Origin of the sequence: Sphingomonas sp. ASY06-1R (genome assembly GCF_052180265.1) — a bacterium.
Classification (GTDB): domain Bacteria; phylum Pseudomonadota; class Alphaproteobacteria; order Sphingomonadales; family Sphingomonadaceae; genus Sphingomonas_I.
Map to the genome: position 1 here is coordinate 3171405 of NZ_CP197464.1, position 14852 is coordinate 3186256.

General features: G+C 62.8%; 10 protein-coding genes. 4 read left to right on the forward strand and 6 right to left on the reverse strand.

The window, feature by feature from the left end:
* Positions 1-2: 2 nt before the first annotated feature.
* The 5 genes from ACSBM8_RS15105 to ACSBM8_RS15125 form a co-directional block, all read right to left on the reverse strand.
* Entirely contained in the window at positions 3-2897 is a 2895-nt protein-coding gene (locus ACSBM8_RS15105) for a TonB-dependent receptor (protein ID WP_442678822.1), read from the reverse strand.
* A gap of 420 nt (positions 2898-3317) precedes the next feature.
* On the reverse strand, positions 3318-4889 hold the full coding sequence (locus ACSBM8_RS15110; RefSeq protein WP_442678823.1) for a carboxylesterase/lipase family protein: 1572 nt from the start codon (positions 4887-4889) through the stop codon (positions 3318-3320).
* Entirely contained in the window at positions 4886-5605 is a 720-nt protein-coding gene (kduD, locus tag ACSBM8_RS15115; protein ID WP_442681611.1) for a 2-dehydro-3-deoxy-D-gluconate 5-dehydrogenase KduD, read from the reverse strand. Before kduD ends, ACSBM8_RS15110 begins: the two co-directional genes overlap by 4 nt.
* Positions 5606-5772: 167 nt before the next feature.
* Positions 5773-6612 carry a 5-dehydro-4-deoxy-D-glucuronate isomerase gene (gene kduI / locus ACSBM8_RS15120; protein WP_442678824.1) on the reverse strand — a complete coding sequence of 280 codons (840 nt, stop codon included), beginning with the start codon at positions 6610-6612 and terminating at the stop codon, positions 5773-5775.
* A gap of 49 nt (positions 6613-6661) precedes the next feature.
* Positions 6662-7681: a LacI family DNA-binding transcriptional regulator gene (locus ACSBM8_RS15125; protein WP_442678825.1), complete on the reverse strand. Its 1020-nt coding sequence runs from the start codon at positions 7679-7681 to the stop codon at positions 6662-6664.
* Between the two features lie 179 nt (positions 7682-7860).
* Here ACSBM8_RS15125 and ACSBM8_RS15130 point away from each other — a divergent pair, with 179 nt between their 5' ends.
* The 4 genes from ACSBM8_RS15130 (at position 7861) to ACSBM8_RS15145 (ending at position 14072) form a co-directional block, all read left to right on the forward strand.
* On the forward strand, positions 7861-8643 hold the full coding sequence (locus ACSBM8_RS15130) for a 2-keto-4-pentenoate hydratase (protein WP_442678826.1): 783 nt from the start codon (positions 7861-7863) through the stop codon (positions 8641-8643).
* A 16-nt stretch (positions 8644-8659) separates the two neighbouring features.
* Positions 8660-9961 carry an MFS transporter gene (locus ACSBM8_RS15135; protein ID WP_442678827.1) on the forward strand — a complete coding sequence of 434 codons (1302 nt, stop codon included), beginning with the start codon at positions 8660-8662 and terminating at the stop codon, positions 9959-9961.
* Positions 9962-10100: 139 nt separating this feature from the next.
* The gene (locus tag ACSBM8_RS15140) at positions 10101-13454 is read left to right on the forward strand and encodes a polysaccharide deacetylase family protein (RefSeq protein WP_442678828.1); all 3354 of its coding nucleotides are present in this window, start codon (positions 10101-10103) and stop codon (positions 13452-13454) included.
* 147 nt (positions 13455-13601) lie between these two features.
* Positions 13602-14072: a hypothetical protein gene (locus ACSBM8_RS15145; protein ID WP_442678829.1), complete on the forward strand. Its 471-nt coding sequence runs from the start codon at positions 13602-13604 to the stop codon at positions 14070-14072.
* Between the two features lie 44 nt (positions 14073-14116).
* Here ACSBM8_RS15145 and ACSBM8_RS15150 read toward each other — a convergent pair whose 3' ends face one another.
* Positions 14117-14818 (reverse strand): DUF3053 family protein, encoded by a 702-nt coding sequence (locus tag ACSBM8_RS15150; protein WP_442678830.1) that lies wholly within the window; start codon positions 14816-14818, stop codon positions 14117-14119.
* Positions 14819-14852 lie beyond the last annotated feature (34 nt).

The following is a 14852-nucleotide window of genomic DNA, read 5'->3' on the forward strand; positions in this document are numbered from 1 at the left end:
GGTTACATCTTGAAGCGCGCACCCATCAGGAAGGTGCGGCCAAAGTGGTTATATTCATAATTGCGGTTGGCATCGACGTCGACATAACGATCGCGATAGGCGTCGGTGAGATTGGTGCCTTCCAACGACAGTTCGAGTTGCTCGGTGATGCGATAGCGCAGCGATGCATCGACATTGGTGATCGAATTATAGCCTTCGAACACGTTACCGGTGCCGGAATTGGCATCGATATAGCCGCTGCGGTAGCTGATCGATGCGCGCGCCGAGAACTTCTTGTCCTCATAATAGAGTGTCGCATTATAGGCGCGCTTGGATACTCCAAAGAGCGTCGCGTTGCGGGGATCCTTGGACGGTTGCAGCCCGCCACCGGGGGTGATCGCAGGCAGATCCGGACGATAGCCCGCGCTGGAGGAAATGAAGGTAGCGTTGGCAATTCCACCGAAGTTCGCGAGGAAGCCAGGCAGGAACCTAAAGGGCGCCTGAACGGAAAGCTCGGCACCCTTGAGGCTCGCGCCCGCACCATTGCCGGTCGTCGTGACGGTCCAGATTGGCGCCGACAACTGACCGGGCGTGGTGATCGCCGGCGAGGACGGCAGCAGCACCGACGCCGGAAGTCCGGTCGAGGTGAAGCTCACGTTGCTTTGCGTGACCGCCACTGGAAAGCTGGAGACATTCTTCTTGAACAGGGCGACCGACAAGATCGACTGAGGCGCGAAATACCATTCCACGGCCGCATCGAAGGCGGTGGCGCGGAAAGGTTCAAGGCGCGGATTACCGAACGTCACACGGTAGTTGAAGCCGTCGGCCGAACCGCCTGGCGTGACGTTGCCAAGCGCAGGACGCGTCATCACCTTAGATATCGCACCGCGCAGCACGATGTCGCGCGTCGGAAACAATGCCAGGTTTAGCGCAGGCAACCAGTCATCATAATTGCGGGAGACGTTCACCACCGAGCCGCTGTTCAGTCCATAGGACGCCTGGTGGGTGTGGACGTACCGCATGCCCGCATTCAGCGCATAATCGAGGCCCAACACCGTGCCCTTGGCGTCGATCTGGAGATAGCCGCCCTTCACTTCTTCGGTGACGCCACGATTGTTGCCGGCATCGAGTGCGAGCGGGCGGTTATAGAGGCCCGTAAATTGCGATGCTGCGTCGATATTGGGGATCAGGAATTCCGATGTCGTGCCGGAAGGCTGGCCCGCTCGTCCCAGCTTCGCCAGCTCGGACAGAGCCGACGTCGCCTGGAACCCGTAGACAGCGGTAGGGCCGAACAAGGATGTGGGCGAGCACGTGATGGTGCCAAGCACGAGATCCTTGCCGCCGTTACCGCACACCGTCGTGTCTCGCGTGAAGGCCGTGATATCATAGTCGAAGCGGCGGTAGACGGCGCCGGTCTTTACCGTGAAACCGTCGACGACTTCCCATTCGGTACGCAATTGCGCGGTGCGGAACTTGTTGGTGACGTTGGACGGCCGGTCACGGATTTCCGCGAGCTGGAAGTTGGCCGGGTCCGTCACGCTCGTCCCGTAGCTCAGCAGCGGGCTACGGCTGTCCGTATAATCATATTTGTAGCCCTGCGCGTCGCGGTCATCAAAGACGAACGTCGTTTCCAGCGGGATGTCGGCACTCGACTTGGAGAAGCCGCCAAGCAGGGTGAATTTGAAGCGATCGGTGACATCCTGATCCCAGCTGCCGCCCAGCTGATAGAATTCGGTCGTGGACTTGCGCAGATAATGTTCGGTGCGGACCCACGCATCGTTCAGCGTGGCCGAGATCATATTGTTGTTGGCATCGTAGACGGGATTGACGACATTGATCGAGCGCTCGTTGGACCGCAGCAGCACTTCCAGCCACTTTTCCTCACGCGTTTCCTTGAACCGCGAATAGAGGCCGTCGATCGAGATCTTGGTTGCGTCGGTCGGTGCCCATTGAACGCTGCCGGTAACGCCCAACCGCTCACGATCGTGGCGCACGACGCCGTAGCGCGGAATACGCGGATGGAAGGATAGCGCCGCTTTGTCGCAGGCAGCACTGGGGCGATAGACGCCGCCATTGTTATTGGCGGGCGTGGTGCCGGTCGCGGTCGTCGTGAAGCAGGGCGTGCCGTCCACATTATCGAACCGGGCCTGTGCCCACCGCACCGTATTGTTGCCCAGTTCCAGATTGTTGGTCTTGGAATAGGCGCCCGAAACGGACACGCCGAACGTGCCGTCCGGCGATTTCCAGGACAGTAGCCCGGCCACGCGCGGGCCGACATTCTTGCTGAGATCATTGTAGCTGGCTTGCGCCGAACCGACGAGCGTGAAGCCGCGCTTGCCGGCCAGCGGATTGCCCGTGTTGAGATCGACGACCGCGCCCAGCGAACCCTCGTCCAACGACGCTTCCGCCGTCTTGTGCACGACGATCGAGGTGAACAGTTCCGACGCGAACACGTTGAAATCGAAGGCGCGGTCGCGATTTGCGGTGGCACCATCGGTCGCGGTCGCAACCGTCTCCAGACCGTTCACGCGGACGCGCGTGAACTGGGCTCCAAGCCCGCGCACGGTGATCGCGCGGCCTTCGCCGGCGTCGCGCTGGATCGAGATGCCAGGGATACGCTGGAGCGATTCCGCCAGATTCTGGTCCGGGAATTTAGCAATGTCTTCGGCGACGATCGCGTCGACTGAGGAAATTGAGCTTCGCTTCACATTGATAGCCGCGCCAAGCGAGGCGCGGAAACCGGTGACAACGATCTCGGCTTCTTCCGCCGCACTCGGCGACGCTGATGCCGGTTGGGCGGCATCCGTGACCGGATTTTCGGTCGTTTGTGCCGTAGCTGGGCTTGCCGCCAGTGCAAACGCCAGGGCCGCGATGGACGCGCCAGCGCGCGAGACGGACTTGTAACCCCCTTCGAACATACACCCCTCCTCTGACGCGTTCTTTTCGGACGCGATCTGCCTTTTGGCTTGAAGTGAATAAAGCTGATTCGGTAACCGGTGTCAATCGTGGCTACATCCATTCTCAATGGTCACCTCGAAGTAGACGCAGGGTGACGGAGCGAGGGAATAGAGTATGATGATTTTACACTCATCCGTTCGTGCCGAGTAGCGACCGAGTGCCCGCAGGGCGTATCGAGGCAGTGGTAATGGTCTCTCGATACGCGCTCTCGACAAGCTCGATCGCTACTCGAGACGAACGGGGTCTACCAAAGTCATCACGCTCTAGTGCGCTTCAGATCAGGACGAGGATGTATCGGACGACAATCAATATTTGCCGTCCCGCGCCTGTACGATCCTCATCGGGCGCTTATGCCATCAATATCGGCGTCCCAGGGCCGGTCAGGTGCCCGGTTGGATATATGGAACTTGCGCAAAGAGCAGCCGCTCCGCCCGCCGCGGATCGTTCTCGACGTGCGCGGCTCGATCGAAGATCATCGTGGCGCGCTTGCTCAGATCATATTTCGGCCAATGCGGCAGGCCGCTATGATTGGGATCGCCGCTGCGTGCGAACGCCAGATAAGCCCCCATCATGATTGCGCTCGCCGCGCGTGCCGCTGGACCGGTGCCGGACGGCGACCCCGGCGCATCGATGGTGCCGAATGCCAAGGGGATATCCATGCCATGCGGGGTTCCGCGCATGGGCGCCTGCGGCGAGACATAATCGACCTGATAGACGAAGGCCGGGGCACCCGCCTTCGCACGCTCCTCCGCCTCGATCACCTGGCCGCGCCAGCTGCGGCTGGCGGTGGTCGCCGCATAGAAGATCTCGAGCGGCGTATGGCGGGGATAGAATGTGCGATAGCGGCTGACGACATAGTCCGGCAGGATGTCGACCCGCAGTTCGGGCGCCAGCCGCGCCGCCAGATTGTCCCAATCGAGCCCGCGCACCGCCGCGCTGCCCTCTCCAATAAAGGCGCGCGTCTCGTCATGCATATTGCCCAGCATCATCGGGATAGGCAGGCCTTGGGGATTGGCATCCGGATAGAAAGGATGCCGCAGCAGGATATGCTGATCCAGCACCGGGCCGAAATAGACGCCGCCCGACGGAAGGATCGGGTCGCTGACATCAAGCCCCTCGATCAGGCGCTGCACCGGAAGCTCCCCCAGCCGCTCTAAGCGGGATGGATCGATGCCGAGCCTGTCGAGATAGGCGCGCGCCCGCATAGTGGCGTTGAGGGGGCCGGACGCCGTGACCTGCTGGCCGCTCATCGTGGTGGCGCGGTGGAACAGCCCGCGGGCGGCGGGTGTTCCCATCAGGGTGGCGATCTTGGCGCCGCCCCCGGACTGGCCGAACACCATGACCTTCCCGGGGTCGCCGCCAAATGCCGCAACATTGTCGCGAACCCATTGCAGCGCCAGGATCAGGTCCAGCTGCCCGGCATTGCCGCTATCGGGGAAACGGGGATCGAGCCGGGCCAGATAGAGATATCCAAGCGCGTTCAGGCGGTGGTTCACCGTCACCACCACAACGTCGCCCTGCGCCGCCAGATGGCGGCCATCGTTAAGCGGGGTGACGACACTGCCGGTCGAATAAGCCCCGCCATGGATATAGACCATGACCGGGCGGCGCGCCGCGGTGCTCACGCCGGGCGTCCAGACGTTAAGAAACAGGCAATCCTCGCTGGTCGCCCCGACCGATCCTTTTTGCGGGCAGGAGGGCGCAAAGTCGGTCGCGGCGACCGGATCCTGCCAGGGCGGCGGCGCCAAAGGGGCGAGGAAGCGGCGTGGCCGCGTGTCCTGACCATAACGTATGCCGCGGAAGACGTGCAGGCCATCCTCGACAAGGCCGCGGATCGGCCCGGAGCGGGTACGCACGAGGACGGATGCCGGCGCAGCACGAAGCGGCGACGGCATCCAGGTCGCGGCCGCTGCGGCCGCCAACACTGTGCGGCGATCCACGCCGCCGCTCATCGTGCCAACCAGCCGCCGTCGACAGCGAGGATATGGCCGGTGACGTAATCGGCGGCGGGGGACGCCAGAAACACCGCCGCACCGCCGAGATCGCTGGGATCGCCCCAGCGTCCGGCGGGGATGCGGTCCAGGATGGCTGTGTTGCGGACGTCATCCGCCTGCAGCGCGGCGGTATTGTTGGTCGCGATATAGCCCGGGGCGATGGCGTTCACCTGCACGCCTTTGCCCGCCCATTCGTTGGCGAGCGCCTTGGTGATGCCGCCGACACCCGACTTGGACGCGGCATAGCTCGGCACGCGGATGCCACCCTGGAAGGTCAGCATCGAGGCGATGTTGATGATCTTGCCTCGGCCCTGCCCGATCATGTGCCGTCCCGCCGCCTGACACAGGAAGAAGACCGACTTCAGATTGGTGTCGATCACCGCATCCCAGTCGGCCTCGCTGAAGTCCACCGCATCGGCGCGTCGGATGATGCCGGCATTGTTGACGAGGATGTCGAGCCGGCCGAGCTTTGCGATCGTCTCATCGACGACGCGCTGGACCGGTTCGATCGTGGAGAGATCAGCGGAGATGACCTCTGCTTTCCGTCCTAACCGGCGCGCCTGCTCGACCGTGTCCTCAGCCGGCGTACGACCGACGCAGGCAATATCCGCACCCGCCTGCGCCAGCGCCAAGGCGATCGCCTGGCCGATGCCGGTATTGGCACCGGTGATCATCGCAACCTTGCCGGTCAGATCGAAAGGATTCTCGCTCACATTCTCTCCTGTCCGTTCGCGTCGAGTAGGGTTCGAGCGCGTCGAGAACCCGTATCGAGACATTCCCGGATCCCTCAATACGCCGCCTCGACACGCTCGACGGCTACTCGGGACGAACGGTTGAGGCCTCACGCCAGCTGGCAGATATCCAGCACATTCATGTCGGTATAATCCTGGTTCTCGCCGGCCATCGCCCAGATGAAGGCATAGGCCTTGGTGCCCGAGCCCATATGGACCGACCAGGGCGGCGAAATCACCGCTTCCTCATTCGCCATGACGATGTGCCGCATCGCTTCGCCCTCGCCCATATAATGGAAGACGCGGTCGTTGGGGCCGTCGAGCTCGAAGTAGAAATAAATCTCGCTGCGGCGCTCGTGGATATGCGGCGGCATCGTGTTCCAGACGCTGCCTTCCTTGAGCACGGTCAAGCCCATCACCAGCTGGGCGCTGTCGCAGATGCCGGGGATGACGAGCTGGAAGATGGTGCGCTCGTTGGATTCGGCGAGGCTGCCGCGCTCCAGCGCATTGGCATCCGCGATCGACAGCTTGCGCGTCTGGAAGCCCTTATGCGCCGGGCAGGAGGCGAGGTAGAAACGCGCGCCGACACCGGAAAATTGCACGTCCTTCGCGCCCATCGTGACGTAGAGGCAATCCTTGTTGCCAAGCAGGAAGCTCTCGCCATCGACTGTGACGACGCCCTCCACCTGGCCGACATTGACCACCGCCAGCTCGCGCCGCTCCAGGAAGGGGTGACCCGCGGCAGACGGCGGCTCGGTCTGATCGGGCAGCTTCACGCTGCCCGCCCCCACCGCCACGCCGCCGATCACGAAGCGATCGGCATGCGTGTAGTTCAGCACGCATTCGCCCTCGCGGAACAGGCCCGAGATCAGATAGCGGTCGCGCAACTCCTCATTGGCGACGCACTCCATCATATCCGGATGGGTCGCGTAATACGTCTTCTCGTACACTCCACTCTCCTAAACCTAAGTCACCGGTGTCATTTACATGTAAAGCGCTTCAGCCTGCCGGTGGGCCAACCGATCCGCGCGTAACGAGGGTCGATACAAACATAGACGGCTCTTCCACGTCGTTATCGTCGTCGATCATGTCAGCGATGAGCTTCAGTGCGGCAGACCGCGCCATCGATTCCGTCGGCCAGTGCACGGTGGTGAGCGGCGGCCACAGGCGGGCCGCGAGCGGAGAATCGTCGAAGCCGATGATCGACAATTGTTCGGGAACCGACAGCCCCCGCTGGCGCGCTGCCAATAGCACGCCGGCCGCCATGTCATCGTTGGAGGCAAAAATCGCGGTGGGCCGTGGGCTGACATCCAGCAGGCTCTGCGTCGCCGCTATGCCACTCTCAAACGTGTAATTGCCATCTGCAATCAGGCTGCGCGGAAGCTTGATGCCGGCTTCCGCAAGCGCATCCTCGAAACCCTGGCGACGTTCGCGGGCGGACCGGAAGCCGTGTGGGCCGGTGATCAGGCCGATCCGACGATGACCTTGCTTGATCAAATAGCGCGTCGCATCGGCCACGGCCTGGCGATCATTGGATGCGACCATATGGTGCGGATCGTCCAATTCCGCCGAGCCCATGCGCACATACCGGCAGCCCAATTCCCGGCACACTTCGGCGAGCTGATCATTTTCGGAAATAGGCGGCAGCAGCACGACGCCGAAGAGGCGCTGCCGCGCCAGAAAATCACGCACATCGACCAGCATCGTCGCTGAACCGCGATCCACCGGTCGGACGATCATCTCGAATTCGGTGTCCCGCAGAGCGCGCAATATCCCTTGTTGGACGTTCAGCACGGTCTGCGCGCTGGGATTGTCGTGAACCAGTCCGATCAGGAAGTTGCGTCGCAGCGCGAGCGCCCGCGCCTGGGGATTGGGGACGTAGCCCGTTTCCTTGATTACCGCTTCGACCCGATCACGCGTGTCGTCGTTGAGCAGCGGCGAGCGGTTGATGACGCGGCTGACCGTCTTTTTCGACACCCCCGACAAGCGCGCAATATCGTTGATCGTGGGTTTCGCCATCAGGTCGTTCCGCTCCCTTGGGCGCCACCATAGCGCGCCCGATCCGCCCTGTCCTGCCGATCTTCCGCCGTTACCGATGCAGAGACGCTTGCGATTGACACCGGTTTCCCTTAACCGCCTTCACCTATGATCAGGGGAGTGAGGGGCGCGTGACGACGGCTGCAAGCAATGAATCCCGCATGATAGCCCAGCGCTTCGTCACCGCGCGCCATGCCGCGACATCGCCGATCGATTACCCCGGCGCGATGCCGCGTACGCTGGAAGAGGCCTATGCGGTCCAGGATCTCGCGATCGCCGCCTATGGAGACAATGTCGCCGGATGGAAAGTCGGCCGGATCGGCGACGCGGATCTTGGCAATCATGACACCAACCGCCTGGCCGGCCCGATCTTCGGCCAAAATGTCGTCCTGAAACCCACAACATCGCCGGCAATGCCGGTGTTTGCCGGGGGCTTTGCCGCGGCCGAGGCCGAATTCCTGCTGCGCATCGGCAGCGATGTGGACCCGGCCAAGACGCACTATACGATGGAAGACGCGGCGGCGCTGATCGACGTCGTGCATGTCGGCATCGAAATTGCCAGCTCTCCCTTCCCCGGCATCAACCAGCATGGCCCCGCGGTCACAATATCCGATTTCGGCAATAATAACGGCCTGATCGTTGGCCCCGAGATCACGCACTGGCGCGATAGCGGCTTTGAGCGCTGGCCGGTGAGCGTCCGTATCGACGGCATCGAAGTCGGCTGCGCGACGACCGAAACGATGCTGGATGGCGCGGTCGGTGCAGTGCGTTTCCTGCTGGAACTGCTGGCCCGCCGCAAGATTGCGGTAAAGCCCGGCCTATGGGTATCGACAGGCGCTGTCAGCGGAGTGCATGAGGTCCGCCCAGGCCAACAGGTCGAAGCGCGCTTCGGCGACATGTTCGCTGTGACCTGTAAGATCGAAGCGGCGAAAACGGCGCAGTGAAAGCGGAGAGAATTTCATGGCAAGCAGCGGCATTCCTCAACCGGAAATAGCGGCGGCCGTGAAGGTGGGACGCTATCGGTGGGTCATCTGCGCGCTGCTGTTCGCGGCCACCGCCATCAATTATATCGATCGTCAGATGATCGGCGTGCTCGAACCCGATTATCTGCGGCCGGAATTCGGCTGGAGCGCGAGCGATTATGCCCGGCTGGTCTTCTATTTCCAGCTTGCCTACGCCATCGGCTATCTCGGTTTCGGCAAATTCGTCGACTGGATCGGTGCTCGCCTTGGATATGCCGTGGCGGTGGGCGTGTGGACCCTGTTCCACGTGCTGCACGGCGGGGTCGGCTCGGTCACGCAATTCGCGATGGTACGGTTCGGCCTGGGCATCGGCGAATCCGGCAATTTCCCCGCGGGCGTGAAGGCAGTAACCGACTGGTTTCCCCAGAAGGAGCGCGCTTTGGCGATCGGCGTGTTCAACGCCGGATCGAATGTCGGCGCGATCCTGACGCCCCTCATCGTGCCCGCCATCACGCTCGCTTATGGCTGGCGGATGGCGTTCATCGCGACCGGCATCCTGGGCGTGCTGTGGGTGATCGCATGGCTGCTGCTATATCGCGATCCCCATACCCATAAGCGCGTCGGCGCGGCCGAATTGGCCCACATCCAGCAGGATCCGGCCGACCCGCCGGTGCGGGTGAAGGGACTTTGGCTGAAACTGCTGACCACGCGCGAGACCTGGGCCTTCGCCCTGGGCAAATTCTTTATCGACCCGATCTGGTGGTTCTATCTGTTCTGGTTGCCGCCCTATCTGCACGACACGTATCACCTCAACCTGATCGGTTTCGGCCTACCGATCGCGGCCATTTATCTGCTGTCCGACGTCGGCAGTGTGGCCGGAGGATGGCTGTCAGGCCGTCTGATCAAGTCCGGTATGACGCCCAACAAGGCGCGCAAGCTGACCATGCTGATCTGTGCCATCTGCATCCTGCCGGTCGTCACCACCCAATATATCGATAGTGTGTGGATCAATGTGCTGATCATCGGTGTCGCAGCGGCAGGGCATCAGGCCTTTTCTGCCAACCTCTATACCGTCCCGTCGGACACCTTCCCGCGTTATGCGGTGGGCTCCGTCATCGGTATTGGCGGCACCTGCGGGGCGATCGGCGGCATGCTATTCTCGCTCTATATCGGGCGGATCCTGGACAGTTTGGGCACGTATTCGGCGATCTTCGCAGTGGCTGGCGCCGCCTATTTCGTCGCTTTGCTGTGCATTCACTTGCTCTCGCCCCGCCTCGCCCGCGTCCAATTGGCCGCCTGAATACGCTAAACGAGGATCAAAAAGCGCTCCCGGGACGGTGCCACAGGGCACCGTCGACGCACCCGCTTGCGCATGAAGCACTTCTCCGGCAAGCCGGAACAAATAGGGCCAGAGCCTGCGAGGATAGCGTTCGGTCAACATGAAAGCGCCGGTTTTTTTCGATCCAAGCGGGCGGCGGCGGCGCTGGTCGATGCGGGTCCTATTGGGTTTGATCCTCGTACTCGTCGCGGCCGCCTTCGGGTTTGCCGCAACGATCCTCAACGTGCCCGCGCCCGATCAGCTCAAGGTCGGCATGGAGCGCGCGCAGCCGCGTTCGCTGAAGCAGGAGGTAATCCGGCTGCGGCACAAGGCGCGTGCGTTCACCGCCTGGCTGCCGGGAGCGCAGAAACAGAAGCCCCAGCGGCAGATCATCGTCGGATTTTACACGCCGTGGGATGATGCCAGCCATGCGAGCCTTGCCGCCCATATCGGCGAGCTGGACTGGCTCGTCCCGGTGCTGGGTACGGTAACCGGGCCAAATCACGACTTTGCCTATGACAAGGATCGCGCACTGCAGGCGGTGCTCGCCGCGCATCAGCACAGGCCCGCGCTGCTGCCGATGATCCAGAACGTCCGCGGCGGCGTATGGGACGGCGCGAATATGGCGCTGCTCCTGCGCACGCCACAGGCGCGCAAGGCGTTGCTGGATCGCGTGGAAGCGATGCTGATCGAACAGCGCGCGGCGGGCGTCTCCTTCGATTTCGAGGAATTGCCGCCCTCCTCGCATCCTTTCTATCTGCGCTTCCTTGCCGAAGCGCGCGCCCGGCTGGCTCCTCACAAGATGCTGATCACCGTGCAGGTTCCGGTCGGCGATGCGGCTTGGGATCTGAAGGCCTATGCGCGCGTGGCGGACAAGCTGTTCCTGATGAATTACGATCAGCATTATCCGGGCGGGGACGCCGGCCCGATCGCGGCCCAGCCCTGGTTCGTCCAGCAACTGCGCGCGGCGCTGACGGCGATTCCGCCCGACAAGCTGATCGTCGCGATCGGCAATTATGCGCAGGATTGGCCGGATGGGCAGACCGATGCCAACGGCCTGTCGGTGCAGGAAGCCTGGCTGCTCGCCCATGACAATGGATCGCCGACCCGGTTCGATCCCGCCAGCGGCAATGCGACATTCGATTACACGGATGATGACGGAACGTTGCACCATGTCTGGAGCCTGGATGCGGCCAGCGCATGGAACCAGCTGCGCGCGATCAAGATTTCCGGCGCGTCGGGGATCGCGCTGTGGAAGATGGGTGGTGAAGATCCGGGCGTTTGGGATGATTTCCGTGCAATCCGCGCCGGCACGACGCCGCCCCAGTTCGGCGCGATCGTGCCCCGAGGCAACACGCCGGAAGTGGTCGGCCAGGGCGAGATCGTGCGCGTCACCGATGTGCCAGCCAACGGCATGCGCACGGTTACGACGGACAGAAAAGGCCTCATCCGCGACGAGCGCTTTGCGGCCTATCCCACCCCCTATGTGATCGAGCGGACTGGCTATAAGCCGAAGCAGATCGCGCTGACGTTCGACGACGGCCCAGATCCGCACTGGACCCCGCAGATCCTGGACGTGCTGAAGGCGAAGCGCGTCCCCGCCACCTTCTTCGTGATCGGCGAGAATGCACTGGCGCATCCATTCCTGCTGAACCGTATCCTTCAGCAGGGATCGGAGCTGGGCAATCACACCTATACGCATCCCGACATGTCGCTGGTGTCGCCACGGGGCGCCCGGATCGAGTTGAATACCACGCAACGCCTGGTCGAAGCCTATACCGGCCGATCGCTCCGGATGGTCCGCATCCCCTATTTCGGCGATGCCGAGCCGACCACCGACAATGAATTGCGGCCGGTGCTGGAGGCGCAGCAGTCAGGCTATCTGAATATCGGCCTGCACGTGGACACCGAAGACTGGCAGCGCCCCGGCGTGAAAGCGATCGTCCAGAACGCGCTGGACTCAATCCAGGAAGGCGAGGACGCCGATCCCCTGGCAGATAACAAGTCGCGTAACATCGTGCTGCTGCACGACGCCGGCGGCAATCGCGAGCAGACGGTGGAAGCGCTCCCGCTGCTCATCGATGCGCTGCGTGCGCGCGGCTATACGCTGGTGCCGGTGTCCGCGCTGGCGGGGCTGACCCCGGATCAGGTCAACCCGCGTATCAGCGGATCGGATCTGGCCGCGGTCCGGTTCGACGTGTCGATCTTCCTGCTGCTCGCCGCGCTCGCCAGCCTGCTGAAATATATGTTCTTCACCGCCATCTTCATCGGCGCCGGCCGCGCGATCCTGCTGGCGGTCCTGGCGGTGCGTTCGAACCTGAAGCGAAATCGACCCGTCCCGCCGGCGATCGATCCCGCCCGCTTCGTGTCGGTGCTGATCCCGGCCTTCAACGAGGCGCGGGTCATAGAAAAGTCGGTCCGCGGCGTACTGGCTAGCGAGCAGGTGACCGTGGAAGTCATCGTCATCGACGATGGATCCAGCGACGATACCAGCGCGATCGTCGCCCGCGCCTTTGGCGACGAACCGCGCGTGCGCCTGCTGACGCTGGCCAATGGCGGCAAAGCGCGCGCGTTGAACGAAGGTTTGAAACTGGCGACCGGCGAGGTGATCATCGCGCTGGACGCCGATACGCAGTTCGAGCCGCTGACGATCGCCCGCCTGGCACGTTGGTTCGCGCATCCCGAGATCGGGGCCGTCGCGGGCAACGCCAAGGTCGGCAATCGCGTCAACCTCGTCACGCGGTGGCAGGCCGTCGAATATGTCACCTCGCAGAATCTGGAACGTCGCGCGCTCGATCGTTTCGACGCCATCACCGTCGTGCCAGGTGCGGTGGGCGCGTGGCGTCGCGCGGCGCTCGATGCCGTCGACGGCTACCCGCACGATACGCTGGCAGAAGACCAGGATCTGACGATCGCGATCCAGCGCAAGGGCTGGCTGGTCGAATATGACATCGACGCCGTCGCGTGGACCGAAGCGCCCGAAACCTTCATCGCGCTGTCGCGGCAGCGTTTCCGCTGGGCGTTCGGAACGCTGCAATGTTTGTGGAAGCATCGCCGCATCTTGCGCGAGCGCCGCCCCCCGGGCCTTGCGTTGGTCGGCATTCCACAGGCCTGGCTGTTCCAGATCGGCTTCGCGCTCATCTCTCCGCTGATCGATCTGGCGCTGGCCGTCAGCATCGTATCGACCATATTGCGCATCCAGCAGCATGGCTGGGCGCAGACCCAGTCCGACGTGCTGCAGATGGGCGTCTATTGGATCGCGTTCACCAGCATCGACGCGATCTGCGGCTGGATCGCCTACAGGCTGGAGCCGCGCGAGAAGCGCTTCCCGCTCTTCCTGCTGCTGGCGCAACGCTTCATCTACCGCCAGATCATGTATTCGGTTGTGGTGCGCGCAGTCACGGCAGCGATCCGCGGCCCATGGGTCGGCTGGGGCAAATTGGAGCGATCGGGGCGGGTCTCAACCCAAGGCTGAACCGGCTTTCAGAGGGTTCGCGGTCAGCGCAACCGATGCGATCTTTGCCCTCAGCCCTTCCCGTCGGCCAGACTTGACGCAGCCAGCCCATGCATCATCCTGCCTGCAAGGAGGGACCGATCCTCCTTTGGACAAAGGTGGCGAGCTATGGCGCAAGAGGATCAGCGCAAAGCGCGGGAAAAGAACGTGACGGCGCCTGCCCTCGCCCCCGATCCAGGCATGCGATCGACGCGGATCAAAGGTCTTATCTTCACCGTCGGCGGGCTCGTCATCCTCGCGCTGATCGTGCCCTTCTTCTGGGAAATTATGCCGGCACTGCTGGCAGCACCGCCGATGCTGCCCGACGGATCAAATTTCGACGCGTCGCAAGCGTCTGCCCGCCCGTTCATGCTATTGCTCAGCGCGGTCGTGCTGTTCGGGCTGTTAACCCTCAGCATGGGCATTCAGGCGCTTGCAGCGGGAAGAATCGCGGCGCGGTTGATATTGTTCATGCAGCTTTCGGCCGGGTTGATAGTGATTGCGGCGCTATGGCTGGTGATCCTGGTCAAGTTTATACATCCGCCGAAACAGCATGACGCCAGCCGGCAAGCAGGGGTAACCTACCTGGTTGACGCCTGATTGCCCCATATGCAGCGTCGACCTCCCGGATGAGCGCGCTCGCGCTAGGAAGCCCTCCCGAACGCGACGGACTGCATCTCCTGTTGTGCGGCCTGCGCAGCCTGCTGGCTGCCTTGCAATGCTTGCAGACGGCTGTTGATCGCGTCTTGAACTGCCGGATTCGAGGTCCGGATCATCGAACCGGAAACCTGAACTTCGCTGCGGTGCGCCTCGATATAATTGCCGAGGTCGAGCGCCTGGCCGAGTACCTTGTCGGCGACGGGGGCAATATTTTTCAACGCGGCTGCCGGACTGGTGACAACCCGATCATAGGCCTTGTCATAAACGGCTTTCAGCTCTGCCGGCTGGCTCAACTTGCCATGTGCAGCATCGGCGCGGGCTAGATCGGCGCCAAGCGCACCGCTCAGCGCCCGCATGCCGGCGCGCGCCGTCTGCAATTCTTCGCGATGATCCACAACGTCCTGCAGAGACCGGATCTGCCCCGCCTCGGCCGCCGCTTTCATCTTGGGAACGATGGCCTCGTTCAGCGTGTTGTGGAAATCGGTAATGATCGCATATTGATTGGCATAGTCTCCGAACGCTGCACGCTCGTCGGCGGTGAGTTGCGGAACATGGATGCCGGGTTTGTCGATAATCCGGGTTTGCAAGAAATCTACGAACCGCTTCCGTTCCACCGCGTCGCCGCTTCCGCAGCTTGACAAAGCGAGCAGGGCCGCTGCGGCCCATGCCGATTTGATCTGCCGCATATGACCCCCCCTAGTGCGCGAGGAGCGCCGCGCG